General features: G+C 37.2%; 28 protein-coding genes and 2 pseudogenes. 7 read left to right on the top strand and 23 right to left on the bottom strand.

Going from position 1 to position 25,050, the window contains the following annotated elements:
- Positions 1-34: 34 nt before the first annotated feature.
- Both QNH20_RS12650 and QNH20_RS12645 read right to left on the bottom strand, forming a co-directional pair.
- The gene (locus QNH20_RS12650) at positions 35-715 is read right to left on the bottom strand and encodes a nuclease-related domain-containing protein (protein ID WP_283923217.1); all 681 of its coding nucleotides are present in this window, start codon (positions 713-715) and stop codon (positions 35-37) included.
- 81 nt (positions 716-796) lie between these two features.
- Entirely contained in the window at positions 797-931 is a 135-nt protein-coding gene (locus QNH20_RS12645) for a hypothetical protein (protein ID WP_283923216.1), read from the bottom strand.
- Positions 932-1,258: 327 nt separating this feature from the next.
- On the opposite strand from QNH20_RS12645, the gene QNH20_RS12640 reads away from it, so the two are divergent.
- On the top strand, positions 1,259-1,450 hold the full coding sequence (locus QNH20_RS12640) for a hypothetical protein (protein ID WP_283923215.1): 192 nt from the start codon (positions 1,259-1,261) through the stop codon (positions 1,448-1,450).
- Positions 1,450-1,647, top strand: coding sequence for a YwbE family protein (locus tag QNH20_RS12635; protein WP_283923214.1), 198 nt, complete (start codon positions 1,450-1,452; stop codon positions 1,645-1,647). Before QNH20_RS12640 ends, QNH20_RS12635 begins: the two co-directional genes overlap by 1 nt.
- A gap of 300 nt (positions 1,648-1,947) precedes the next feature.
- Here QNH20_RS12635 and QNH20_RS12630 read toward each other — a convergent pair.
- Positions 1,948-2,142, bottom strand: a pseudogene (locus tag QNH20_RS12630) (pentapeptide repeat-containing protein); the annotation flags it as partial.
- Positions 2,143-2,401: 259 nt separating this feature from the next.
- On the opposite strand from QNH20_RS12630, the gene QNH20_RS12625 reads away from it, so the two are divergent.
- A complete protein-coding gene (locus tag QNH20_RS12625; protein WP_283923213.1) occupies positions 2,402-2,773 on the top strand; it encodes a VOC family protein in 372 nt (123 codons plus the stop codon).
- A gap of 224 nt (positions 2,774-2,997) precedes the next feature.
- Here QNH20_RS12625 and QNH20_RS12620 read toward each other — a convergent pair whose 3' ends face one another.
- Positions 2,998-4,161 carry an SEC-C metal-binding domain-containing protein gene (locus QNH20_RS12620; RefSeq protein ID WP_283923212.1) on the bottom strand — a complete coding sequence of 388 codons (1,164 nt, stop codon included), beginning with the start codon at positions 4,159-4,161 and terminating at the stop codon, positions 2,998-3,000.
- Between the two features lie 93 nt (positions 4,162-4,254).
- Positions 4,255-4,461 (bottom strand): hypothetical protein, encoded by a 207-nt coding sequence (locus QNH20_RS12615; protein WP_283923211.1) that lies wholly within the window; start codon positions 4,459-4,461, stop codon positions 4,255-4,257.
- Between the two features lie 44 nt (positions 4,462-4,505).
- On the opposite strand from QNH20_RS12615, the gene QNH20_RS12610 reads away from it, so the two are divergent.
- A complete protein-coding gene (locus QNH20_RS12610) occupies positions 4,506-5,459 on the top strand; it encodes an aromatic acid exporter family protein (protein ID WP_283923210.1) in 954 nt (317 codons plus the stop codon).
- Between the two features lie 501 nt (positions 5,460-5,960).
- Here QNH20_RS12610 and QNH20_RS12605 read toward each other — a convergent pair.
- Entirely contained in the window at positions 5,961-6,512 is a 552-nt protein-coding gene (locus tag QNH20_RS12605; RefSeq protein ID WP_283923209.1) for a dihydrofolate reductase family protein, read from the bottom strand.
- Between the two features lie 352 nt (positions 6,513-6,864).
- Here QNH20_RS12605 and QNH20_RS12600 point away from each other — a divergent pair, with 352 nt between their 5' ends.
- Positions 6,865-7,458, top strand: coding sequence for a TetR/AcrR family transcriptional regulator (locus QNH20_RS12600; protein ID WP_283923208.1), 594 nt, complete (start codon positions 6,865-6,867; stop codon positions 7,456-7,458).
- Between the two features lie 61 nt (positions 7,459-7,519).
- Here the strand turns inward: QNH20_RS12600 and QNH20_RS12595 are convergent, their stop codons facing one another.
- The 6 genes from QNH20_RS12595 to QNH20_RS12565 all read right to left on the bottom strand — a co-directional run bounded on the left by QNH20_RS12595 (position 7,520) and on the right by QNH20_RS12565 (position 12,132).
- The gene (locus QNH20_RS12595) at positions 7,520-8,956 is read right to left on the bottom strand and encodes an FAD-dependent oxidoreductase (RefSeq protein WP_283923207.1); all 1,437 of its coding nucleotides are present in this window, start codon (positions 8,954-8,956) and stop codon (positions 7,520-7,522) included.
- Between the two features lie 587 nt (positions 8,957-9,543).
- Positions 9,544-9,966 (bottom strand): hypothetical protein, encoded by a 423-nt coding sequence (locus QNH20_RS12590; protein ID WP_283923206.1) that lies wholly within the window; start codon positions 9,964-9,966, stop codon positions 9,544-9,546.
- Complete coding sequence (locus QNH20_RS12585) at positions 9,947-10,279, bottom strand: MerR family transcriptional regulator (RefSeq protein WP_481858102.1); 333 nt, start codon at positions 10,277-10,279, stop codon at positions 9,947-9,949. The genes QNH20_RS12590 and QNH20_RS12585 overlap by 20 nt, the downstream gene beginning before the upstream one ends.
- Positions 10,276-10,374 carry a hypothetical protein gene (locus tag QNH20_RS27065; protein WP_481858075.1) on the bottom strand — a complete coding sequence of 33 codons (99 nt, stop codon included), beginning with the start codon at positions 10,372-10,374 and terminating at the stop codon, positions 10,276-10,278. The genes QNH20_RS12585 and QNH20_RS27065 overlap by 4 nt, the downstream gene beginning before the upstream one ends.
- A 310-nt stretch (positions 10,375-10,684) precedes the next feature.
- A complete protein-coding gene (locus QNH20_RS26970) occupies positions 10,685-11,614 on the bottom strand; it encodes an SRPBCC family protein (protein WP_349632712.1) in 930 nt (309 codons plus the stop codon).
- A 2-nt stretch (positions 11,615-11,616) separates the two neighbouring features.
- Positions 11,617-12,132, bottom strand: a complete 516-nt coding sequence (locus QNH20_RS12565) for a MerR family transcriptional regulator (protein ID WP_283923205.1) — start codon at positions 12,130-12,132, stop codon at positions 11,617-11,619.
- A gap of 84 nt (positions 12,133-12,216) precedes the next feature.
- On the opposite strand from QNH20_RS12565, the gene QNH20_RS12560 reads away from it, so the two are divergent.
- Together QNH20_RS12560 and QNH20_RS12555 are read left to right on the top strand one after the other, a co-directional pair.
- Positions 12,217-12,723, top strand: a complete 507-nt coding sequence (locus QNH20_RS12560) for a Dph6-related ATP pyrophosphatase (protein ID WP_283923204.1) — start codon at positions 12,217-12,219, stop codon at positions 12,721-12,723.
- 256 nt (positions 12,724-12,979) lie between these two features.
- Positions 12,980-13,171, top strand: a complete 192-nt coding sequence (locus QNH20_RS12555) for a hypothetical protein (RefSeq protein WP_283923203.1) — start codon at positions 12,980-12,982, stop codon at positions 13,169-13,171.
- Between the two features lie 133 nt (positions 13,172-13,304).
- On the opposite strand, the gene QNH20_RS12550 is transcribed toward QNH20_RS12555, so the two are convergent.
- The 11 genes and pseudogenes from QNH20_RS12550 to QNH20_RS12500 form a co-directional block, all read right to left on the bottom strand.
- Positions 13,305-13,442 carry a hypothetical protein gene (locus QNH20_RS12550; RefSeq protein ID WP_165903271.1) on the bottom strand — a complete coding sequence of 46 codons (138 nt, stop codon included), beginning with the start codon at positions 13,440-13,442 and terminating at the stop codon, positions 13,305-13,307.
- A gap of 800 nt (positions 13,443-14,242) precedes the next feature.
- Positions 14,243-15,084: pseudogene (locus tag QNH20_RS12545) on the bottom strand (tyrosine-type recombinase/integrase).
- Positions 15,085-15,452: 368 nt separating this feature from the next.
- Positions 15,453-15,974 carry a hypothetical protein gene (locus QNH20_RS12540; RefSeq protein ID WP_283923202.1) on the bottom strand — a complete coding sequence of 174 codons (522 nt, stop codon included), beginning with the start codon at positions 15,972-15,974 and terminating at the stop codon, positions 15,453-15,455.
- Positions 15,971-18,757, bottom strand: coding sequence for a DUF3289 family protein (locus QNH20_RS12535; RefSeq protein ID WP_283923201.1), 2,787 nt, complete (start codon positions 18,755-18,757; stop codon positions 15,971-15,973). The genes QNH20_RS12540 and QNH20_RS12535 overlap by 4 nt, the downstream gene beginning before the upstream one ends.
- A gap of 1,303 nt (positions 18,758-20,060) precedes the next feature.
- Positions 20,061-21,421, bottom strand: a protein-coding gene (locus tag QNH20_RS12530) for an IS3 family transposase (protein WP_283923200.1) whose coding sequence is annotated in 2 segments (ribosomal slippage) — positions 20,061-20,965 and positions 20,965-21,421 — 1,362 coding nt in all. Because the reading frame shifts where the segments join, the coding sequence is not laid out codon by codon here.
- Between the two features lie 109 nt (positions 21,422-21,530).
- Positions 21,531-21,800, bottom strand: coding sequence for an SMI1/KNR4 family protein (locus tag QNH20_RS12525; RefSeq protein WP_283923199.1), 270 nt, complete (start codon positions 21,798-21,800; stop codon positions 21,531-21,533).
- 262 nt (positions 21,801-22,062) lie between these two features.
- Positions 22,063-22,272: a glycine zipper domain-containing protein gene (locus tag QNH20_RS12520; protein ID WP_283923198.1), complete on the bottom strand. Its 210-nt coding sequence runs from the start codon at positions 22,270-22,272 to the stop codon at positions 22,063-22,065.
- Between the two features lie 213 nt (positions 22,273-22,485).
- Positions 22,486-22,944, bottom strand: a complete 459-nt coding sequence (locus tag QNH20_RS12515; RefSeq protein ID WP_283923197.1) for an SMI1/KNR4 family protein — start codon at positions 22,942-22,944, stop codon at positions 22,486-22,488.
- A 120-nt stretch (positions 22,945-23,064) separates the two neighbouring features.
- Positions 23,065-23,538, bottom strand: coding sequence for a DinB family protein (locus tag QNH20_RS12510; RefSeq protein ID WP_283923196.1), 474 nt, complete (start codon positions 23,536-23,538; stop codon positions 23,065-23,067).
- A 216-nt stretch (positions 23,539-23,754) separates the two neighbouring features.
- Positions 23,755-23,973 (bottom strand): hypothetical protein, encoded by a 219-nt coding sequence (locus QNH20_RS12505; protein WP_283923195.1) that lies wholly within the window; start codon positions 23,971-23,973, stop codon positions 23,755-23,757.
- Between the two features lie 15 nt (positions 23,974-23,988).
- Positions 23,989-24,696, bottom strand: coding sequence for an SMI1/KNR4 family protein (locus tag QNH20_RS12500; protein WP_283923194.1), 708 nt, complete (start codon positions 24,694-24,696; stop codon positions 23,989-23,991).
- Positions 24,697-25,050: the final 354 nt, after the last annotated feature.

The following is a 25,050-nucleotide window of genomic DNA, read 5'->3' as shown; positions in this document are numbered from 1 at the left end:
CCTCTAACTGTCACTTTCCCTCTAGGTAACCTGTCTATTTCTTCAGTTGAATCTGCCTAACATGTGCATCTTTAACTGAAGAATCGGCATGAGTATATTTGTTTAATTTGAAAAACAATTGATCCATATCTTGACGTGTCAGCAATTTCTCACTATTACTGATTTCTTTCTTGATCGTGGTTATTAAATTATTTCTTTTCATTACTTTCTCATTGGAAGAAGTAACGTTTATCTTCTTTAAGGTACACCTCTCACTAAAAATGATATAGGATTTAAAAAATCTATCATATTCTGTCCCCAATACAGTTTTTAGAGCATTAATATGAGCTTTATTTTGCCAGATTGGATTAAAAAACTTCTCTTTCCGTTTATTTGGAAATGTTTGCATCCAGTGTTTATTTTTTTCATCGCCAAATATCCAACCGCTAAAGTTCTTCGATTCAAATACATACAAACCTGTTTCGTGAAGCATGATTAAATCTACTTCCGTCGTGGAACCATCTTTTTTGGGCAAATATAAATTCGTCATAAGCCGGTAATGCCCTGGCAGCTTTTCCAGCTTTGAAAAGGTCAAGTATTCACCATAATTTCCAGTATTAAATAATGTCCTTAAAAATGTATTACCGCTCGCTTTTTGATAATTTGTCCCTTTAAATTGCAAATATTTTGGAAATAAGAAGAAAAACATTCCCAGTAGAAAAAACACTATAAACATTACTGCCACTCCAATCCTTCCTTTCCTTGTTAGGAAATCTATATCCATCTAAGCACTTACATGGTTATGACCGCCTTTAGCTTAGAATTCTCTGTGTTTTGAGGCTGATTTTGGTAAATTGTCTAAAATGATTGTATCAATTTGATGGAATTTTTGATTAATATGATTACATTCCTGCTTTTTTAAATAGGAAGAAAGCAGTGATTTTTTACCCACAATTAATACCTCCAAAAATATATTTTATAGTTATATATTCTCATTACATATGTAAAACCCTTCAATCGTCGCAAGGTGTTTTTTTTACAGTTGGATATAATAGTTCGAAAAGTAAAATCGGTTCCTGTCCCTCGTTGCGCTAACGCTTTGGGAAAAAGGGTCAGTCCCCCACCAATTAGTTAATTAGTAAAGAGATTTTGAACAGGTGCGTCAATGCAATAATCCCCAGACCGTATAGGAATAGTTATAAATAGAATCGCCTTTCCCAAATACCCGAAAATAGATTATACTTGGTTAACTAATATGTAATTAATGGAGGGAATTCCTTTGACTGAGTGTAATCAAGTAAGAGAACCAAAAAAAATCAGCCTGCAAGAGGCCATGAAGCAGCAGCTTGCGAACAAAAAGAACCAGAATTCGGGTGGTAAAGGGAATACAAATGCCGATCTTTCAACTAAAAAAATGAAAAGCCAGCAAACCAAAAAACCAAGCAATACCCGCAGAAAAATGGGTGTCTAATGGATGGCCAAAATCGAAAAGATGTAATACCAGGGCTGATGGTTGATATTGTATTAAAAGCCGATCAAAAAACGGGAAAGCTCACACGAGGCATTGTTAAAGATATTCTTACCAAATCAAGCACCCATCCTCATGGAATCAAAGTCAGGCTAACGGATGGAAAGATAGGACGCGTTCAAAAAATTCATGCTGAATAAAAGAATTGGGAGCCATTCAAGATCACTTTCTTGAATGGCTCCCAATTTTTTATTTTAAAATTAGTTTTTTTCTAGATTGATTATCTATATCTTCGGTTAATTGGTAATTCATATGTGGTGTCATTACTAATGAAAATTGGAAATAGTTAATCGATTTTTACTAAACGAATTTTCAATTCCCAAATGATTTCACTTTTTTCCTTTTCGGTCAATGAAGCTCACCTTGAATAGTGCCTGCTTGCAATACGCTATGGTTAACCAAATTAGTATACAGGTACCAAAATTTCCTATTCCTTTACGACCCATTAACACCGCAAATTGAATCGCTTGATAGGATGAGATCTTGCAGCCTTTTAATTCATCCATTGACACATTAAGCGTATTAAATGTTGAGGTACTAATATCTATTCCTTTTAGTGATGTTTGTTCAAAGTTTGCCCCATCGATATTACAGCCTGAAATAATTAGCTGCGAGAACATCATCTTTTTTGTCTTCTATGCTATCAGGGATTGGGCTTTTCCTCAGTATACGTGGAAAATATTACTCGTTTGCATCAATCCTTGAGAAACAACCCCTAAACGTTGATTTTGCATGAAAAGAACCAGATCATAAAACTCGTTCCATTTGCTTCCGACCTATCCCCTCCTGGTAAATATTGTTTAATTCAAAGTACTCATTTATACTAAACTTATCTAATGTTAAATACCCCATAAAGACAACTATCTGAATTTTTATGAAAAGGAGATAAAAAATATGAAACTTGGTGCGTTTTCTGTAAGTTTAAATGTAAAAGACATTCAACTATCAAAATCATTTTATGAAAAACTTGGATTTCAAGTCTTTGGAGGTGATATTACCCAAAATTGGCTTATTATGAAGAACGAAAATTGCATTATTGGGCTATTTCAATCGATGTTTGAAAAGAACATTTTAACTTTTAATCCAGGCTGGAATGAAAATGCTGAGAATCTCGAATCGTTTACGGACATTCGGGAACTACAAAAACAACTTAAAGAAAAAGGAATTACAATGCTAGCTGAAGCAGATGAGTCAACTGAAGGACCAGCATTTTTTACAATTGAAGACCCAGATGGTAATCAGATTCTTGTAGATCAACACAGATAGAAAAATACTAGGAACTACATATAAACCTATATAGTGCGTATCAATGATAGGAAAAATAACTCAGTTCACTGTTGAACTGCTCTCCCTAAGATAAACAAGTTTTATTTTTCAACCTGTCTACCTTAGGGAGAGCAAATCAAAGTACTGAGTTATTTCTTCTATTTATATTTACTGTATTAATTAATGCGCCTACTCGAGCCATTAACTCAAGATTGGGTAATTTTTCATTTTCCGCAGCATTTTTTATACTTTTTACCACTGCCGCAAGGACATGGGTCATTCCGGCCAACTTGATTTTCATTTCGAATAGGTAAACTTTGCAGCAAATTCGTTTGCTCTTGCGCGTTCCTGTAATCCATTTCACTTTCAAATGCTGCATGCTTCCATTCCTCTAATTCAGGGTGTTGCTCCTCAAGTATGGAATAGTAACTATAGACCACCTGTTCAATATCAACCATGCCTGATAAATACTCGTTTTCCATATGTGTTGAGATTTCGGGCAATGCCGCTTTTGATAGTTGATGACAGAGTGCCTCGATCAGTAAATCTTGATCCCCTAATTCTTCTGCAGCCCTGTATGCCTCTCTTAACACCTTTACAGCGAGTTCCGTTTTAATATTTTCAACAACAGAAGTGGCAAAAATAATCGATTCCGGTTTCTTTAAATAAGGTGCAACCTCTTTTACAACATCATCATTTTGAAAACCAATTAACGCAAAAGCAGCCTCTTCTAATAAGATATCGTCATCCCGTACTAACAAATCTGCCAGCACAGGGATAAACTGAGACAATTTTAATAATCCAATCATATAAACTGACAAGATGCCGCTAAAGGAAAACCATTGTTCCTTTAATTCATCCTCGATGACAGAAGCAATTTCCTCAGGTGTAATCCAATTGTTTTGCACCAGACATTTCGCTAGTTTTTTTGCTTTTATGAATAAGTCGTGTTGAAAAGAATCTGCTCGGTCAAGGGTATTGATCGTTTTGGCATATTCTTCGTAAATCACTTCTTTGCTCCCATGCAGGATTAACTTGTATAACGCCCATGTATCCTCATTAATATATCTTTTCAATGGCTCCATATATTTTAGAGCAAGCTCCGGCTCCAAATGATCTAATAAATTTATCGCTAAATGATTCCCAGACTGATCCATTTTAGGTAAATTTTCAAGTAAAATCTGGACTGCTTCTTCATTGATGGTTTGTTTTTCTACATAAATCAAAATGGAAGATTGCTTCTCCTTATTTTTAAAAGCTTCCTTCAATAACGCTACTGTCCATTCTTCAGGAACGTTAGGATAATCATGCAGTGCATGAAGAACAGTTTCTTGAATTAAAATATCATCGCTAATTAAGTGGGGTTTAATTTTTTCTAAAAATGTCATGTGCCGTGTCCTTTCTTGTGACCTTTATTTCATCCTTCATTTTACCAAAACATCCCCCGAAAGCCTCGTCACAAGCTGTAAAAGGTGTTATCTTTATATCTGGATCAAAAACAGTCGATTAATTGTCAAATATCCTCTTTCATTATGGCAAATTCCCGCCCAGTCTAAGACAGCTGCAATGACAAAACCTGGTCCAAAGGCAGTTTCCCCTATTTGAACATCATGAACTTTGTAGGCGATAAAGCCCCCCACCGAATCTAAAGGTAAATCGGCACTGCCCAATCTAGATGATTTCGGCATTATTATATATACTATGTAATATCCAGAATGATTAGAGGTATGATATGTTCTCATTAAAAATCGGTTATCGAACCGTCAAGACTGCTATTGGAGCCGCTGCAGCGATTAGTATTGCTCAATTTTTCGGCTTGAATTACTTTGCTTCCGCAGGAATCATAACAATTCTTTGTGTGCAGAATTCCAAAAAAAGATCGCTGCAGGCTGCCTATGACAGATTTATTGCCTGCATGCTGGCCATTTGCTTTTCGTTTATCTTCTTTGAAACGATTGCCTACCATCCGGTTGTGATTGGATTGCTGCTTTTGGTCTTTATTCCGCTTTCCGTCCGCATTAAAGTAAGTGAAGGGATCGTAACTAGTTCGGTTATTATTCTTCATCTTTACACAGACAAAAACATAACGCTAGGAAATGTATTCAACGAGATCGCTCTTATTGCGATTGGAATTGGAGTTGCTCTTCTTGTCAATTTATACATGCCGAGCCTTGACGTTAAATTGAAACAATATCAAGTGGAGATTGAAGAAAATTTCCGATCAATTTTTAAAGAAATGGTCTCCTACCTTCGGACCAACGAAAGCCGTTGGGTTGGAGAAGAGATTATTGAAACGGAACGCTTGCTGGAAGAAGCCAAAAGCTTAGCGTTTCGGGATGTCCAAAACCATTTTTTACGAACACAAGATTATTATTACCATTATTTCAAAACGCGTGAAAAACAATTTGAGATTATTGAACGGATCCTGCCGATGGTGACATCCATTGACCTGCTTGTCACACAACGATATATGGTAGCAGATTTTCTAGAAGAATTAGGTGAAGCCATTCACCCAGGAAACACGGCACAACATTATTTACATCGCTTGGGTGAATTGCATAATCAATTTAAGGAAGAACCTCTCCCGACATCAAGGGATGAATTCGAGGCGAGAGCACAGTTATTTCAACTCCTGAAAGAGATTGAACAATATTTACTGATAAAGAAATCATTAAAAGTGGATTAATCCCCTCATGGACGGTTCTCATGGTTTTAATTGAGATTAAAGCTGACCACAGGAACCCTCCACATGGTTTAATCCCTATTTCGATGGTATCCACTATACGGCTTGTGTCTTTTTCCCGTTCCAACGCTTGAATAGTTGTGTGCTGTTCATCATTTCAAATGATTTCAAAAATATCTATACAGTATTTTATATTTACTTGGAACTCAACATTTTTTTGTAAATCACTTCCAATATTTTCGTAATATACTCGAACAGAGGAATTATCAACTTTAGGTAATATTCCTTTTGATGGGTAATGTTTCGTATAATAAAGTTGTTTTATTTATTATCAAGTCCTAAATCGTAAAAATTCAGAAAAAATAAGGAGTAATACATATTATACATGACTAATATGTATCATCCCTTTTACTTTTTGTTTTACAATCGCGCCCTTTTATTGAACAATTGGTTGAAATTTTATTGTTTAAAATTAATTAAAGACAGGGGTTCTCCAAGATAATCCTAAGTATAAATAATATTGTAAGTCGGTTTGACAACTCCACTAGAGTACTGTTTCATGTCAACTAACTTTAAGTTAAGACGTGGCTTTACGCTTCCGAACAGAGAAATACCTTCACCGACTATAATTGGATTAACCTTCAGCACTAATTGATCAATGAGTTTATGTTTAATTAACGACCCAGCTAATTCTCCGCCTCCACATAGCCAAATTTTACCGTTCCCTTGCTGTTTGAGATTAATAATAAATCCTATAGCATCACCTTTGATAAGTTCGACCTCTTCGTTTGACTCAAACTGCATGGAGTTTGAAAATATGTAATGTTTTATGCCCTTATAGCCAGGTTCACCTGGTTTAGCACCGAATTGAAATCCAAACTCATATGTTTTTCCACCCATCAATACGGCATCGTATTGTTGAATATCTGATAAAAAGTCTGGGACATGATCCCCATCAAATAAAAAGCTAGAATTATTAATATTTCCATCTATCATACCTTGATCCGCAATAAAGTTATCTAGTGAAACTGCAACATGATAAATCAATTCAGCCATTCAGACACCCCTCCAAGAAAATGAATTACCTAATTAATTCTAAAAAACCGGTTTCATTTCCTTTTTTTTATTAATCAACCTGTCCTGTTAACTAAATAAGCTTTATTCCATTATATGGCCCTTTTCATGAAGAAAGACGCTTTCCTTATTTCAGAAAAGTTGAAAATAGGTAAGCGTTTGATGTAATCTCCAGCTTTTCCCCTGCTCCGCACGGAACATGATAGTTCTTTTTTTGGTCGAGAATGTGTGAAATAGGTTGACTGTAAAAATAAAATACTGTATTTTTAATTTTGACTGACTTGATCAATAAAAGAAATGTTAATGATATGAACTCGAAGGGGGCGGGTGCAGCGTGGCACCATTAAATGAAGAGCAGCTGATCCAGATCCGCGATGAGCGTAGGGAACAGATTTTGGCCGCAGCCTTAAGCGTATTTTCCAGACGCGGCGTTGCCGGAACCAAAATGAGTATGATCGTGAAGGAAGCAGGCATTAGCCATGGCCTAGTGTACCATTATTTCAAATCCAAGGAAGAGCTTTTCGTTACGCTTGTCAAAGGCGCTATAGAGGGTGCGCAGGAAGCCATGTCGTACGTTACATCCCTTCCGGGAACCGCTTATGATAAAATCAGAAAATTGGTTGAAGAAATGATGGATGAGGAAGGAGCCCCGTATTTTCAGCTGATTTATCAGGCAAGAACGTCCGATGGCGTGCCTGAAGAAGCGAGAATATTGATCAACCAATACACGTTGGACGATTATGTTAGCAGCCTTCGGCCTTTGTTCGAAGAGGGACAAAGGGATGGGACGATTGCACCGGGGGATCCGGGAGAATTGATTGCCGGCTTCCTGACGGTACTAACCGGAGTGATGATGGTGGGATCGGTGGATGAACGGCAGTTTCGCATCCCGGATATCGAAATGCTGATGAGGATGATCAGCAAATAAAGCACCTATCACCTCATTGCAGGCGGCAGGTGCTTTATTTTTATGGAATGTAAGGCTTCTCTTATCGTGGAATTATCGTTTCCAGTATTTCTTCAAGCGGCCGATGATGCTGCTCCAGCAGCTCGGCGAGGATTTCCTTTCCTTCGTCCGATGCTTCCAGCACCGCTCTGATCATTTGTGGATTGAACAGCTCACCAAGCGGAACAGACAATGTGTTTACTCCCCAATACATGCCGTAAAGCTGGAAGTTGCGATTCACCGTGCCCTCTTTAAGCAGCATATCCATCACCTTCCTGCAAAAATCTACCCCTTCAAGCGGTTCTGACCCGGCTTCATATTCAACGCCCTCCCACTGTAAATCCGCCGCACAGTTTAGCCACCAGGCAGGCGTAATGGCTTCACGCTGCATCCGTTTAAGTACCCGCTTTTCAAACTCCGGCTTCGGATCGCTAAGCTGCTCCCGCAAAGAGGATTGCAGTATTTCCGCTTCGATTGCTGCAACGGTCATCCCTTGACCGAAAATCGGATCATAGATGCAGTAAGCATCACCAAGGACGAGCAGGCCAGCAGGCCAATGGTGAACCTGTTCATAATGGCGGCGGTATAATTCCGCTACACGAAAGCCCCGCGGGTTGCCGACAGGTTCCAAATCCTTGACGATTTCCGCGATCAGGGAAGACGGCAGCCCGGCCACCGTTTGTTCGAACGCCTCCGCATCTGTAGGAGGAAATAGCCCTCCGGGACGGCACAGCAGCAGTTCGGCGACTTGATTCTCAATGAAGGAGAAGGTGTTGTTCTCCGGCTGGCCCATAATGTTGACGACATCCCACTCTTCGGCCAGATGTCGCATTGCAGGCGGCAATGTATAGCGGCGAGTGCTGTAGCCGTTGGCCGCCTTCATCAGATCGGGCTTCGGCACTTCGTACCCCAGCCTCTCCAGCCACTCTGGCAGCTGGGAGGTTCGGCCGCTGGCATCGACAATTAGGTCGGCCATCCGGACACTTTCTTCTCCGGCAACTTTCCGCTCCCGGACCCGTACTCCGGTAATGGCTGAACAGTCTGGAGCTGCAATGAGTTCAAGTACGTCATGCCCTTGAAGAAACCTCACATTCGGACTCGCGCTCACGCGTCCGCGGATGACCCATTCAAGCACAGCGCGGCTGAATTTATAATCATTGCGCATATAAGGTCCGCTGACGATCCCATACGGATTCATAATATGCGCTGTCTTATTGAGCGAGGAAGGCGAGCCAAGCGCGGCCAACTCCTCTTCGTAGCCGGGAAACAGATTTTCCGTAATCATTTTGCCGCGATTTGTGAATCGATGCGGATGGAAACCGTGAGGTACACCAGCCCGGTCAGCCGGATGTTCCGGATATTTATCTTTATCAATAACAAGCACTTCTCCATAAACATCCGCCAATACGCGAGAAGTCATCAAACCTGCCATACTGCCTCCGATAACGATTGCTTTTCCCATTCGAAGATTGTTTTCCATAAGCTAACTCTCCCTTTTTATGATTGATTAAATCAGTCAACGCAAGAATACTACATTTACCACTATATGTCAACTCATAAAAGATATTGCTTTAAATCGAATTTACGCTTCTTTGACATATTTAAAACCAAAATTTGGGGAAGTTTATAGGTGATCCTGCTTAAAATAACAGAATAAGAATAAGTCTAGATCCTTGATACAAATTTACATTATCTTCACAATTAAGTTTCAAAGAATCTGGACCTTTTCATGAAGAAAGACGCTTTCCTTATTACAGAAAAGCGCCCGATTGTTGAAAAAGAAATTTACTCTGCTTTTCATAATATCCGGCGTAAAGTCCTATATCACTTTTATGTTATCTATTTCGTGCAGATACCTAGCAATCTTCTACCTATTAACCATATTGCCAGACCAGTTCCCCACAAGATCAGGGCATAGCCAAAGCCTACTACAGACATAAATGCATTTATCTAATAGTAGCGTTACAGACAGCAATCGTGATGGCTATAGTGAGATTGCTTACTATAAAGCTTTGAGCGAGTCTGCAGGGTTAGAAGACAATTCAGACATCTCTGTTACTGTAGCTGCTAACCACCGGACTGTTTTTTCCTCATAGTTGTGCCCAGTATGATCAAGGCAACATAGATTACGATGGCAATCGAATCTATAAACGTATCCGTAAGAGCCGAAACGTCAAGCAATGCCGTTACGCCAAGAATGACCATCAGTCGGACGATCAGGATCGCCGCAATCATCCATGCGGTAAACTGGATCTTCGATTGCTCACTTTGGAATGACATGAAAATGAATGCGATACCGAAGACCAGATTTTCTGCCGTTATAATGTGCCAAACATACGTGAATATCGTCTGGGTATCCATGGACATCGCCCTATTGTCGAGCGTTGGCAGCACAGCGGATTGCCCGTTCCATGCATGCGTGACGGCAAACAGCATCGCAAGAACGCCTGCAATCAGATAATAAAAGTTCCTAACCTTGATGTTGATCACAACCCTCCTTGGAGATTCCCGGTTCATCCTCTCGGATATCCTTGTAAAGCTCGCGGACGAATTCTGCCAACCGTTGGTCGCTTTCGTTATTAAAGTCCCTTAACGTTTCGGCGGCTATGTTGAGCAGCCGACTGACCTTTTCCAGATGGTTAATCTTCTTGCGCGTTTCTGCGTTCTTAGCATCGAGGAACACAGCAACCTCTTCGCAGTAAGCGGGGTCAATATTTTCCATCTTGTGGAAACCGAATTTCCCCCTGATTTCATCAAGAGAAAAGTCCGCATACCGCATGATCTGAATATTCATCAAGTCTATGAGGTCGTCCTTCGAATACCTGCGGTACCCATTGTCTTCTCGAGACGGCGAGACGACCCAATCCGGTCATAATACCGAAGTGTATCCTTGGGCATCTCAAGTATCCTCGAAACCTCTTGTATAGAATAAAGTTTTTCCATGAATTCAGAATAACATTTGAGTTGACTCCAATGTCAAGTCGTTTTTTGACTTTTTTCTCGATATGTGTGCGCCAACGTGGGGATTATGTGAACATCTGGTCAGTGCGAAACTTGTTTGTGCACGACGTTGAAAACCTGAAGCGCTAATACAAATGGTGATAAGGTGGTTTAAAACTGGGTATAATTCCGTAATCGCGCCCTTTAGCTGAATAAGTAAAATTTCTATGTTAGCGCCTATTTTAATAAAATTAAATTAGTGTTGCAATCAGTTAACCATTTTAGTCAGTTCCGCCTCAAGTCGATTAAAGTTCTGTTCATTGGCTTCGTAACAGAAACTTCTCACTCTTTCGCATTCTTTAACTGATTTGTGGAGCATTTGCCATATAAGTTCGGTTTTGCCTTCTTTCTCAGCAAATGTAATGGTTAATAAAAATTCATGTATTGGCCCCAGATGGTGGATAACAATCTTTTCAGGTTCAATTATTTCGGAAAAGATGGATTTATTCTCATAATCTACACCATTCGGTCCATGCATAATGAAACGCCAAATACCGTTTGGTCGCATATCGAACTCATGAAACGTATTAGTAAAGCCCTCGGGTCCCCACCATTTTTCCAAATGATTCGGGTCACTGAATGCTTTGAACATGATTTCACGTGGCACATTGAAGATACGTTTGTTGACAATCTCACGATCAGAGATTGGCTCAGGAGAGTTAATAATCTTCGATACCCCAGAGGATACTGTTAACTCTTGGTTATTTTTCAACTGTTCACCAAGCTGATCCAGCAAAATACTTGTCCCGTGCTCACGAACTGCAGCTGTATCATGGCCGTCTAGGAATGCGCCTTGCTCGGTAAAAATCAGGTGAGTTCCTTCATCAATTTGTTTAAACTCGACCGTTGCTACAGAAACGGAAATCCGCGTTTCATCGAGATCCATGGTGTAGGAATAGACAATGCGATGGTCAGGAATGATCTCCTGATAGTGAGCCTTAAATGTGTAAACAGGGCCTCCTGGAGGGCCACCATGATTTTTCTCTTGTCCACCGACTCGAAATTCAAACTCTTCCGCCTCAGTGAACCATTTTGCTTTAAGCTCTGGTTTCGCCCATGCAGCGAATACCACTTCAGGTGTGAAATTATACACCTTTTCAATAACAAAGGTATCGTGTGTTGCAAAGTGTTTTTTCATTCTCACTTCCTCCTTTTTTGGTGGGACGGATGATTAGAAAGGAATTCGCCAAGTCGATCAAATTGGCTCTCCATATTCTTTTGGCGCCCGTAAAAATAATTTTCATGACTTTTTTTCATCATTCCAATTGAATTTGTAAAATCTTCAACCGTCAATGTATCTTTCGTTTGCAAAATTTCAGATACATTTTGCAAATCTTTTAACAGCTTCTGTTGAACTCTAATATTCTCTCTTAAACGTTCTATTTGAAGAGACACCACTTCAATAGGATTATACGTATCGTCAGCCAGGATCGATTTAATTTCCTCGAGCGTTAACCCTAAATCCTTTAAACTAAGAATTTGCTGTAACCGCGAAAGATCTGTGGCGTTATATAGGCGATATCCTGCTTCTGAATAGTCTGATGGTGAGAACAGTTCAATTTGGTCATAATAGCGCAAGGTCCGAATCGTTAAACCTGTTAACTTTGCAAGTTCTCCTGTCTTCCATTTCTTCTTACCTGAAACTAAAATAACCATCCCCTTATTTTCGCGCGAATTTTTACCGGTATCTTTACTATAAACCGTTACGTCACGTAAGAGTCAAGGAAAAAAATAAATTTTTTGAATTATGAGAAAGAAGCTAAATCTCAGCAATTTATTAAAGCAGTTCAAAGCTTAAAGAATCAATTTAAGATTACTGGTATCGCTTATGGAGACCTCTATTTAGATGAACATCGAGATTGGGGCGAAAACGTAGCAAATGCTGCAGGTGTGGATGCCATGTACCCCCTTTGGAGCAAAAAAGAGGATGCTGTTTCATTGCTGGAAAGCTTTGTTCAATCCGGCTATAAAGCCATTGTTGTTCGTGTAAGAGAGGATGTTCTTGATGAAACGTGGCTTGGAAGATTGCTTAATGAATCGTTTCTGCAAGATATACAAATGACGAATATTTGCCCAATGGGAGAATCGGGTGAATACCATATCTATGTATTTGACGGTCCCCTATTCTCGAAAAGGATTCAATTGGAATATGGAGAATTCGTCCAGTTAGAAACAACTAAGAAACTAGAATTTACGAGTTATCATCTTGTTGGGGTACCGTCAGGAAAATGGGATTTACAACATTAAGGAAATTACAATAATAAGAAACCCAATTTCTCAGTATTAAATTGAGAAATTGGGTTTTTTCGTTACTCCAGAAAAGCGACCGATTGTGGAAGAACGTTTTAAAGACTTTATTGAAGAAAAGTACCCTAGAGTTAAAGAAGAAAAAAATTATTTTTTACTCTTTTATAATATACCAACCACCTCAGCCTGTAACCAATGTGTTAGAAGCACATTGGAAATTGCCTTGGAATCGAAAAAGCCTTAGGAGGAATAGACAATGAAAGTAATGTACAAAGCCAGCAGAATATATGGACCAGATTTAACTGATTTTCCTTATAAGGAATGCGACTATGTGACGATCGTTGTTCGTTACTGGACTAGCAAAGAGGTTGACGGTAAGTATAGCAGAATTCTCCTTTGCCTAACACCTAAATATAGGAAAAGGATTGGTAATCACGTGCTGACATAACGACGAATAAAAACAGCGTAAGAGTAAAAATTCCTCCTACGCTGTTTTTTTTTGCTTATGAAATTTGTGATCAGCAAGATTCTAGGGTTTGCCGTTCGTATCCAGGATCAGACCTGCAGGCTTTCCTATGGGCTTAAAACGGCTCGATGGCTTTCTCGTTTTTACCAGTTTGAGGCTGATTTTCAATTCTTCTTTCTTCGGCTTCCTTGGGGATTTCTTTAAGGTGTTTATTTACTTCTTCCACTTGATTAGTAGTTCTCATTTCATCCATTTTCAAAAACCTCAATTCATTAAAATATTTTGATAAAAATAGTATGCAGCAGTAACGAAGATTTTATGTCCGCTTAGTCAGACCCGTATGTTTTGCCACAGGGTGTCTTTAAACGGGATACGGCAAGAATTCCTTCTTTTTGGGGCCACTTGTAGATTGACAATAAAGTTATTTAATTTTAAAACCTCAAACACGCATACCCCTGTCCTGATTTTAGGACGGGGGTAAAATAAAGTTGTTTAATTTTTGATAAAAAATGCTTCACCGAACTTAAAAAATAAAAATAAAGTTGTTTAAAAATTGTTTTATTCAAAAATAGCGCCCGATTCTTGAATAGTAAACATAACTTCTATCTGCTAAAATTACGGAATAAATAAATACATTTCTTTGTATCCGGAATTTGTTATTTCTTCTTTATACTATCAATTATTCATTAAAATAAAGTTGCAAGGTGCATGGCCTGTTCAGCAGGAAATGGTATAAGATAAAGTAACAATTAATGATAACTTGAGATGTATATCCAATACAAAACCAGTTTATATAAAACTTCCTCATAGAAGTTCCCTATCACAAAACCCCTTGTGAACCAAGAGGGGTCAATTTGCCATAATTTATTGTTTATGCATTAGATGTATCGTTGATAAATCAAACGTTTGCTCACGCTGCAAGTTCACCTGGAGGATGTATAAAAAAGTGAGATTTTATACAGCCACTTATTCGATTATATGGCCCGATAACAAAAAGACACGCCCTTTTATATGCGCGCCTCGATTTCGATTAAAGTTTAACTTATATAACTTTCAAAAATATTTACAATAAAAATCGTGTCTCAATTTTCCACTTAGCTGAGCATATATTTTGGTGGTCTCACTCTTCTCATGACCAAGTAAGCTCTGAATCACTTCAAGTGGCGCACCATTGTTAATCATATGTGTAGCATAGCTGTGTCGTAATTGATGAGGATGTATTCTCTTTTTTATCCAAGATCTATTTGAAATACGTTTAATAATATATCTCAGATTATCAATGCTCATTCGCCTGTTTGGCCTTCTTTCCGTAATAAACAAACAGGAATCCTCATCATCTCACTCATCTAGGTACCTTTTTGACCAAATGGAGCAACGGGTATTAAAGTATTCTTCCCTTTCTTTATCGCCTTTCCCATGTACGATAACTGAATTCGTTAAAAAACTAATATCATCACGTTTTAATTTTACAACTTCTCCAATACGGCAACCAGTCGAATACATAAATTCAAATAACGCATTCTCCATTGAATTATGACAAGCTTCCCTTAGATGTTCAATCTCTCGTTCTGAAAGGAATTTTGGAATCCTTTTTCCTAATTTCGGCTCTTTTATTTAGCAGCAGGGTTTTTGGGAATATGGCCTTCATCGTGTGTCCATTTGAATAGTGATTTAATGCAACGAACCCTATGTCCTAAACTTGATGGCTTTAAGTGGTCTCCCGCCTGTATTAGATACCCTTTTAGTTTCTCTGTAGTAAGATCACTCATTTCAATATCACCGAAAAATCGTAATAAGAGATTAAATTGAAAACAATACGTTTTTAGTGTAACAGGAGAATATCCCTCAATTTTTTTATCTAGTTGATACTTTTTCCACGCTTCTGATAATAACATTATTCTTTCACTCTCCTACTTTTTAAATCAATTAAACTAGATTCTATTATGTTCAAGGAGAGTCTTATTCATACGCATGTTTTTCAACAATCGCAGACAATAACAAATTACCGAACCATGAGGACCCTTGAAATACAAGAAAAAGGACACTTTCTTTACTCAAGGAAAGCGCCCTTTAACGGAACAAAGAAAAAATTATATTAGCTGGTATTATGGAATATTTAAGTTTTATTAGGGTATGGAAACGATTCGAGTAATGAGGGCCACTATGGAAAACATTCATAGTGATTCCTAGTCTATCATGTAGTGTTCCTGTTGTACTTTCTAATAATTTCCATTTCTTTATTTTTTAGTGTATGGATAGTGTATCACTCAACAAGCTGATCCTCAATAAAATGCATCTGCTTCATGACCATTCCTTCCTTACTTTTATCATAAACAGTGTATTCCTTTTGTGGTTCAGCATCTGACCAAATTATATAGGCAATTAGATCATTCTTATGATGTTCCAGCCGATCTGTATTCATGTAACTTTCATCAGGCTGCCAGTCTCTTGGCAAATCCTCACTTTCCCTATAAAAGGACAGATCAAAAATCCTGTTTTTGCCTTCAATTACTTTCATTTCACTTTCAACTAGATGATCCTTACTGTATTTTTCAACTAATTCTTTCAACTCTGTTAGATCTTTTGGTGGATTTAGAATCATATAATGCTTCCTAAGAGTTACCACTTCTTCATCCTTTTTACCAACGACCTCTTCTGTATTGTCAATTTCGAAAATCTTTGTTTCCCTGCTTGATTCCTCATTCTTTGTACATCCAATTAAGCTTAATGGAATGAAGAGTATACAAATCATCCAAACTATCATTTTTACATTAACTTTAATCACAATTCTCCCTCAAATGGTATATCCATTTCCATTACAGTAACAAACGGCTTATATTTCGCATTATATTCATCATAATGCTGTAAGACAAACCAGGATCGGAATCCTGCTAGGTTGACATACACCTTCTCCACATCTGGCTGATCCAACCCAAAATGATCATACAAACGAACACGCATGACTCCTTTAAAGTGATTCCTCTCTAATGAAAAATCTTTTACGGATACCGTATTCCCCCAAGTATCATTTACTGTAATGGTAAGTCCACCTACTCGATCACTCCAAGTGCTAAACGTCGGATAACTAGCATTTCTCTGTATAAAATTATAAAATTCATTTGTATCCTTTGTACTTTTATCAAACTTAAGTGCTGCTAAATTACCTCCATTTTTCTTCAGCTCATTAACTAAGGCTTTTTTAACAAATTCTACATAGGCCTTCGTTGTTTCATGCTCACGCGCTTCTTTAGTTAAGGTCTGGTTTCTGTACTCTTTACCAGTTCCCTCTCTAAAATGATTAATCATATCTAAAATCACATCTTCCATATCTCCCATGGCAAACAAGCTTGTTGACATATCCTCGAACTCATTAAAGAGAATACTTGGGAAATAAGATTCAAGTAATTGGAGTCTGAACATCCAATTAATGTCTTTTATTTTATCTTCTGAATAATCATTTGTTTTTATATCATTCGCTACATTTCCATATTTATCATAGCCTTCTGGTCGATCTGATTGAAAAATGACCATATCGGATAAATCAGAGTACAACGGCCTCAAATCCTCATTATCAAGCTTTCCATCTCCATCACTATCTTTTCGGTCAGGAAAACTCTTTGGAAAGAAACCTTCAAAATGAATCGTAACTCCAAAAATGTCTACTGTGAATGATTGGAATGGACCCATTTCTTCCCCATCGGTTAATCCATCTCCGTCACTATCTTTCTTGTTAGGATCTGAGTAGATTATACCGTATGGTGTTTTCATTCCTTTAATTTCATAAATATCGTATAAGCCATCCCCATCTGAATCTGTTGTATCGATCTCTCCATCACCTGAATCATCGCTAGGGACAATATCATTCAACTTATCGTTGCTTGCAGCTTGATCGTCCTCTCCACCCGTTCTCGTTGCCATATTGTGAAGCAGCGTTTCATTTACACCATGCGTCCCTGAATAGTCTATTTCCATACCCCACAACTCCAGCCATTTTTTCTTATCAACAATTAGAAATTCGCCAAAGTGAGTAGTTTCCACACTTATTGTATTCTTACTTTCATCTACTTCCGCGTTAAGGCTTTCAAACATTTCCTTAGCTCCATTGTACCAAATGATGCCTAAATCATTTTCCACTGTTTCTCCTAGCTTCGCTTCATCATAAGTAAACGTAATGCTTGCTTTCTCAAATTCTGATTGCGTAGTGATGCTTACAGGAGAACCAATAATACCGTGTAAATTAGTTGTTTTAACGTTGTTTGTACTGCTCATTCTAGTCGTTTTATTTATATTACCCTTTGCACTAAAACTAACTTCTACACTTTTAATTTCTGATTTATCAGGCTGAATCAATGATTTACGAATAGATTGTTCATAGAGTTTTTGTGAATCCTCGATTCCGTCACCATCGCTGTCTGCAGCATTCGGATTTGTCTTTAAAGCATATTCATCTCCATCACTTAACCCATCGCCATCTGTATCATACTTATTAGGTAATGATTTAAACTGATGTACTTCAAATCCGTCAGTTAAACCATCTTGGTCTGAATCTTCCTTAATCAAATTTGTTTGATAAGCTTGCTCGTCTTTATTACTCAGGCTGTCTTCATCGATATCTTCATCTGCATCACTTATGCCATTACCATCTGTATCATATTTTGTCGGGGAAATAAATGATTTAATCTCATATTCAATATTGTCCTGTAATCCATCACCATCTGTATCCTTTTTAAATGGATTCATTCCCTCTAGGAATTCTTTCCCATCCGTTATTGTGTCCCCATCCGTGTCTGAGGTAGATTCAAAGAATTCTGTGTTAAATGAGTAGCCAGCTTTTTCAAGTCCGAATAACACTTGTTTATATGCATTTTGATAGGATTTTGATGCAGGGATAGCTAGATCTTTTTCTAGAAACTCATTACCTTTTTCAGACATTTTCACAGCGTTATTCAAATGAGCTTTTATTTTATTTCCTTTGTCATCCGCTTGATCGGAGATATCCTTTAAGATGCCTATAGCATTCTTATTGACAATTTTATCCGATAAATAAAAATTAAAGAGTATATCAGCAAGTAATACTTCAGTTGGTTCATTAAAATCGTTTTTTGATACATACCCCCATAAATATATCGTTAACTTGTGTTTAATTTCCAAGAGCCGATCACTTTTAAGAACCACCTCTTGTATGTATTCCTCTTGAACAGCTTGTTCATATTGGTTAATCAATTGTTGAAGTACATCAAGTTCATTAATATCTTTTTGTTTAAAGTCTCCGGTTTTATCAATTTCCGCTATCAGTTTAGAATCAAACTTAGCATTAGTTTCTTTTATGACTGTCGCGAAGCGCTTTAATTCATTTATTGCAGTCTGATCATAGATTTTTGCAATTCTGGTGTCCTCATAGAATTCATATTCACTTAACCACTGTTTTACATTTTGCTCACTAGAATTCTTATGTTTTCCTTGATTAGCATGGTTATTGCCCTTGGCAACCACCGCTTGCCCAGATCCGCCGAAAATCATTGCAAAGATCAATAAAAAACTTAACACACTTTTTACTTTATTTTCCATAAAGATAACCTCCTCTATAAAAATATTAAATTAACCTATATACGATATCGTGGTTCCTATCCAAAGAAATATTGTCAAAATCCTTGAGATAAGGTCAATAATTCAGCTCCTTTACAAGTGTTATTATTCTAATAGCAACTAGTTGGTACCTATCAAAAGTATATAATGGAAATGTATTCTAAATAAAATGAATGCTGAATTTTCCGAAAATTATTAAATCAGGAAGACACCCAATATTTAAGTGTATTGTCTTGTAAATTTACCGTACATAAATAAATCTTTGACCCAATATATTTTCGGCCTGTAAACCGATGAATGAATCGCGTTTCGCTCCCCAACCGTTTATATGAAACGTGTCAGGGGTTGATGCTTTTTGGTCCTTAGACTTTGGCGAAAATGCAAAAAGCATTGAAGAGCATAAAATAAACAGTAACAGATCTTATTGTTCCTTGAGGGATAAATTCATTTTTTCACCTTTCCTCCCTAAAAAATAATTTTATCAACTAAGTATTAGTTTATAGATCAAAATTATGGATTAAAAGGTAAGGATTTCCTAAATGTTTTATCAGACTTTTGAATTAATGACCTTTCTTTAGAGTTTGGACCTATATTTAGCCAATTTTCTTTAAAACTTTTGTTCAAGAAAATGACCCTAAAATGAAAAATGAGCGTTATCCTTATTCCAGGATTGCGCCCTTTAAAGACCAAGAAAAATGGACTGCTGAAACAGTCCATCATTGTTCAATTATTCTGCAACTTTAAGTACAGATTTTCACAATCTCTTCTAAATTTTAACCTATATATCCAATTTTCTTTAAAGGCAATTGCTCCACAATCTTGCCCTTTAACGGAATAATTTTATTGTCATGAAACATCTAATTCTTTACTTTTGGTTATGTTTTCCAGAGTGACCCCTCATTCTTCGAATCGTTTCCGTACCCCAAAAAAGGATTTTCTTATATCCAGGTACAATATTCTGCGGAAAATACTTCTGACAAGAATATCATGGTACGATTTAATGAATGATGTAACCGATAAAGGAGAACAAATTGACGGTCAGGTACTTCTTAAATGATGATGCGGACATTGATCCTAAGTTATCGGAAAAGTAAAGTAAGATTTTGTTGATGGCTTTATTTAAAGAATGACCATTTCGGTAAAGTTAAATTGATATTCGATAATACAATGAACGGTGATTCTTACGAGGATATAACTGGCAAACAGACAGTTGAATATAGTTCTAAATAAGCAGAGGAAAAAGCTATTTCTTTATGATCTGACCCAATAAAGTTAGACAAAAAGTTTAGGCTGCATTCAAGACCTGAATCCGGTATTCAACTGGACTTAGGTCTTTTAATTTTGCTTTCATTCTTTTGTGATTGTAATAATAAATATATTCTTCTAATTCTCGTTCAAAATGTTCTATATTCTCAAATTCTTGCAAGTAGAGTAGTTCAGACTTTAATAAGCCAAAGAAATTTTCCATGACTGCGTTGTCTAAACAGTTCCCCTTACGGGACATACTCTGTTGTATTCCATGCTTTTTTAGTTTATTTTGATATTTTTTCATCTGATAATGCCAACCCTGATCTGAATGGAGGATGACTTCATCCCCAGGTTGTATTCTGTTCACAGCTTCTTCTAACATATCTCCTACAAGAGAATAAACAGGCCGATTCATTACTTTATAAGCGATTATTTCTCCATTACATAAATCTAAAATAGGCGATAAATAACGTTTTTCCCCAAACAAATGAAACTCTGTAACATCCGTTACCCATTTTGTATTCATTTTATCTGCTCGGAAATCGCGGTTCAGTAAATTAGGTGCTATTTCGCCTACTTTTCCACGGTATGAACGGTACTTTTTCATACGCACTTCGCATTTTATGCCCATCTCATTCATTAAGCGATTAATGGTCTTTGGATCATGGTGGATATTCCTTTTCGCTAATTCTTTATGAATACGGCGATAACCATAACGACCTTTATGTTCATGATAAACAGCCTCAATGACCTCTTTTACACTTGCATATTTATCTTCTCTATTCAATTGTTTTTCCCAGTAATAATACGTACTACGTGGAATGTCTGCGACTTTAACAAGTTCCACCGCATCAAATTCATGCTTTAGTTCAAAAATTACTTGCGCCTTGATTTTGTTTGTAATTTTTCCTTCTCTTGAACTAAAGCGTTCAACTTTTTTAAATAGGCATTCTCCATACGTAATCGCTCATTTTCAGCTCGTAGAGCTTCCATTGATCCTTCAACTGGTGGTTGTTGATTTTTACTTAAATTCGATTGTTTTTTCATGGAGGGACGCCCCTTTTTCTTTAGTTGTAGGGCATCAATTCCTCCTGTATCAAATAACATTCGCCAGGTTCGGACCAAGCCTGGTGAAGAAATACCGAAAATGGCAGCTGCGTCATAAGAGGATGTACCCGTTTCTTTCATATATTTAAGTACATTTAGTTTAAACTCTACAGAATAGCTTGTATAGGATTTATTAAATGCTTCTACACCAGATTGTTCATAAAGGCGAATCCATCCACTTAAGATCGGAGTACTAACTCCAACTTCTTTCGCAATATTTTTAATACTTTCGTTTCTTTTGAAATACCTTAATACAATTTGAATCTTTTCTTCCGTTGTAAATTTGGCCATAAAAACACCCCGTAAATGTTAATTTGGTGTCTAACATTTACGGGGCAATTCATTACGAGATAGCTTTTTTCTTATTTTAATCACTCCAAAAATTCACAAATAAAACCACTCATATATGAATAAGGCAAAAGAAGTAGCCATATTCGTAGGTGAAAAACTCTGCACCATTATGTAATAATAATAAATCTTTATATTCAGTAGGCAAGACCAACTGATTTTTTGTTATAAGTATTTCTAATTCGTCTTTAGTAATGGGCTTATTAAAATTAAAACCAACTTTTGGATAAATTCCAGATGAACTATGGACATTTAATAAATAATTTTCATCCAATCTTGTTTTTAGTGCTTCCAAAACATTTAATATTGACAAATCCTTCATACTTATCACCCTTAAGCAAAAAATTGAAACACTGTAGCAGATAGTATTCGTGATGGGAATGCCAATTCCCTTTTTTACTAAACTGACCGTCACTTAAATAAGAAAAATGCGACCATTCTTATTGAAGAATCGCACCCGTTACTTTAAGTGAATTGATTCACAATCTTACTGGGAATTTACCTAACAAATCTGAATTAGCTTAATAAAAAAAAGGACTCCCTTTTTGGGAATCCAATTCATTCAGTGCCACTTTGGTTAAGGTCTAATCTTCTCGGTTCGCAACACTGTCATTAGTCTCATTGGCACCTTCGCCGACTTTGTTACCCATCGCTCCTCCAGCAGCAGCTCCTGCAACGGTACCAAGTGGACCAAGAACAGAACCCAAAGCAGCTCCAGCGACAGCACCGACACCAGTTCCTACCGCTTCGCCAGCATCATTATCGACACGGTTACGTTCGTTTTTATCAGCCACTCATCTCACTCCTTATTTAGAATAGGCAAGTGCTTGCCAGCACAATACCGTTACATATTTTCCCCTATAAGGACAGATTTACGCGAATTTTAAATCTGTCATTAAAACTTTGCAATTTTCACTATCCTTCATGTTGTACAATAAGAAAAGCTGCCATAATGACAGCTAGATCTTAAACTATTGCACCTCATTAGTTGAACAAGGTTTTACTTTTTACTCATCATCACACTCAACTAAACTATTAATAAAATCAGGTAATGATTCAGATAAACACACAATAAGATTTTCAGGATTATCCCCATACTCAAATTCGTGATTGTAATAATAAATTGCTCCATTATCTTTTTCACTAATACTAAAGCAAAATAAATTACCCCCTGCTTCATCGGCAAATGGGATTAACCAGTTAGGAATTACCTTTTCATCATTTAACAAACGTAAAATTCCAGATAGATTTCGTCCCTTTTCATTCTTTACTGGAATAAAGTAATCCACTACATATTCTTCACTTTCATCTCCAACATACAGTGACTTTTCAGGATAACCACCATTATACAATAAATAATGCTCTCTCATAGTCGAAGGAAATTTAAATTTATGTTCCTTTTCTAATTCTAGCAAATCAGTCTCAACAATATTAGCTTTTGTTCCTAATATCTTATTTGAGTACAAATTTTATTCCCCACCTTTATTTATAATTCTTCAACTAATTTCCCTTGTTAGTCGAATAAGAAAAAGACTGCCGTTTGTGCAACCGTTCTTAAAGGAAAGCAACCCGTTAGTTTAATTAGTTTAATAGGTTTGGTTCCCTTGATATGCCTTCTTTACCCGTTCAATTTGATCAAGGTGGTCGCGGACATGTTGCACTCGGTATTCCAACAATTGCTTAAATGTGAACCGCCCCTGATCGACATACACCCCCACTCGCTTGCTTTGTTCACTAGTTAGATGGTCCAGAATAATCTTCATACTGGAACGTAGCAATTTGAAAATAAGTAAATGCTGTTCACGGTCCAACAAATCATACCCCAAGTTATTAGCCCATGCGTCTTGGTCAAATGAAATCAGAATCGGCTCATCCTCCGCCAAGACTTTTTTTAGCCGAGATGTGGACGAGATCTCGGAATCCGTTACATGTATGAGGATTTGATGAATGCTCCATTTGTCCGGTGCGGGCTTGTAACGAAGCTCCTCCTCGGTTAATCCTTCGATGGCTTCCCGAAGCATTGTGTATCCTAAGGCGTACTCCTTAATTAACTCCTCCAATTCAATACCTCCTATTTTCAAGTAGTGCTTATTAAAATACCAATAAATATATATTCTTGTTTTTGGGTAAGAATCCTTTTATCTATTCTTCAACAAACCTGCACGTTAGCAGAATAAGAAAATGAGTTGCTGCTGAAACTCACTTTGATCCTGAACTCTTGCACCTCGTTAGTTGAAGATGAACATGTGCATTTCAATATCCATTTGTGAAAAGTATTATTCCTCTTCAGCTCCAAAGTCAATCATCACTCCAATAACCTCTTTAGAAATGTTATATTTTACTTTCACATCGTACACTCCATCACCATAACCAGACATTGAAACCGCACCACCTGGAACAACTCCTCCTTGTGCATCTGAAGCAACAATATCACAACATGCAACATAATATTTTAATCCATCTTCATCTATCTCTATGTCATAAACATTTTTCACTTCATATTGGATAGCTTAATCTCTACCGAATACTGCAAGATCAAAGATTCCAGCTTGTGCAGAATCAACTGCAATTGTTTTATCGCAATCATGCCATTTTCCACTTGGTTTCTTTTCTCCATGAAATACAATTAAACTTTCCACCACTTCTTCATCAGTGTAAGTGATGGATGCCTTCCATTTCCCATTTTTTACATTTGAAAGTATAATTTGCAGATCTTCTTCATCCACCTGATAACATGGATCAGTAACAATTAACTTTCCACTATCAACTGTAAAAGTACCAACTGTTAAAGGCTTATTAGTATTCACTTTCGGCACATACCAATCAATAAACTGGCTTAAAGTTGATGCCTTACAATCGCTTATTCCAGTTTTTTCATTCCAAAGAAAGATTAGTTCCTGCATAAATCTTTTTCTTATACGATAGCAAAGTTTATCACCATTGATATTTTCACCAATGCAAATCATATCACTCGGTACATTTTTCGGTCTGTTCTCATAATTTTGTTTTACAATATCAATTGTTAATGCTGATCGTTCTTTCGTTTGAATAGGGAACAAAGTCCAATCACCAAATTTAGCTCCATTCGTTTCTAAAAAGAGTTCTTTGTACTCCTCTGGAAAAGTAGCACCAAGTGCTTTTTCTGCATTTTTCAATTCAAGCAACGATACACCAGCCACTTTGGAACTCGGATTAATCATGTTTATTACTTTATTCATTTCTTCCTCCATGATACTTTCGGATAATTAACTATGAGTATTTTCGATATGTATAATTAAAAAACCTTTTTTATTCAATAACTTTATGACATCTCTTATTCAACTCCTGCTTCGATAAATGAACTAAGAAGAAAGCGATCATTCTTATTGAAGAATCGCACCCGTTAGCCATTCATGCAACGCAAAATCAGCGCTGCACCACGGAGAATGAAAATGGATCAGGCAGACTATACTTTATAATGCTGGCGAAGAAGGTCTTTGAACTATGGTGCCTTTGAGCCCATCCGTTAGTCTGACTCCAACGACCACGGTGTACCACCGACTGTCGCGCCCTTTAGGGGTAGCACTCATGGG

It is taken from the genome of Neobacillus sp. WH10 (genome assembly GCF_030123405.1).
Lineage (GTDB): Bacteria > Bacillota > Bacilli > Bacillales > Cytobacillaceae > Neobacillus.
This window is presented reverse-complemented; position numbering and strand designations above follow the sequence as displayed.

What these genes read in the sequence shown, in the direction of transcription:
- QNH20_RS12650 (WP_283923217.1), bottom strand. Translation starts at nt 715, where the DNA reads ATGTTTATAGTGTTTTTTCTACTGGGAATGTTTTTCTTCTTATTTCCA.
- QNH20_RS12635 (WP_283923214.1), top strand. Translation starts at nt 1,450, where the DNA reads ATGGATGGCCAAAATCGAAAAGATGTAATACCAGGGCTGATGGTTGAT.
- QNH20_RS12625 (WP_283923213.1), top strand. Translation starts at nt 2,402, where the DNA reads ATGAAACTTGGTGCGTTTTCTGTAAGTTTAAATGTAAAAGACATTCAA.
- QNH20_RS12620 (WP_283923212.1), bottom strand. Translation starts at nt 4,161, where the DNA reads ATGACATTTTTAGAAAAAATTAAACCCCACTTAATTAGCGATGATATT.
- QNH20_RS12615 (WP_283923211.1), bottom strand. Translation starts at nt 4,461, where the DNA reads ATGCCGAAATCATCTAGATTGGGCAGTGCCGATTTACCTTTAGATTCG.
- QNH20_RS12610 (WP_283923210.1), top strand. Translation starts at nt 4,506, where the DNA reads ATGTTCTCATTAAAAATCGGTTATCGAACCGTCAAGACTGCTATTGGA.
- QNH20_RS12605 (WP_283923209.1), bottom strand. Translation starts at nt 6,512, where the DNA reads ATGGCTGAATTGATTTATCATGTTGCAGTTTCACTAGATAACTTTATT.
- QNH20_RS12595 (WP_283923207.1), bottom strand. Translation starts at nt 8,956, where the DNA reads ATGGAAAACAATCTTCGAATGGGAAAAGCAATCGTTATCGGAGGCAGT.
- QNH20_RS27065 (WP_481858075.1), bottom strand. Translation starts at nt 10,374, where the DNA reads ATGCCCAAGGATACACTTCGGTATTATGACCGGATTGGGTCGTCTCGC.
- QNH20_RS26970 (WP_349632712.1), bottom strand. Translation starts at nt 11,614, where the DNA reads ATGAAAAAACACTTTGCAACACACGATACCTTTGTTATTGAAAAGGTG.
- QNH20_RS12565 (WP_283923205.1), bottom strand. Translation starts at nt 12,132, where the DNA reads ATGGTTATTTTAGTTTCAGGTAAGAAGAAATGGAAGACAGGAGAACTT.
- QNH20_RS12555 (WP_283923203.1), top strand. Translation starts at nt 12,980, where the DNA reads ATGAAAGTAATGTACAAAGCCAGCAGAATATATGGACCAGATTTAACT.
- QNH20_RS12550 (WP_165903271.1), bottom strand. Translation starts at nt 13,442, where the DNA reads ATGGATGAAATGAGAACTACTAATCAAGTGGAAGAAGTAAATAAACAC.
- QNH20_RS12535 (WP_283923201.1), bottom strand. Translation starts at nt 18,757, where the DNA reads ATGGAAAATAAAGTAAAAAGTGTGTTAAGTTTTTTATTGATCTTTGCA.
- QNH20_RS12525 (WP_283923199.1), bottom strand. Translation starts at nt 21,800, where the DNA reads ATGAAGGATTTGTCAATATTAAATGTTTTGGAAGCACTAAAAACAAGA.
- QNH20_RS12500 (WP_283923194.1), bottom strand. Translation starts at nt 24,696, where the DNA reads ATGAATAAAGTAATAAACATGATTAATCCGAGTTCCAAAGTGGCTGGT.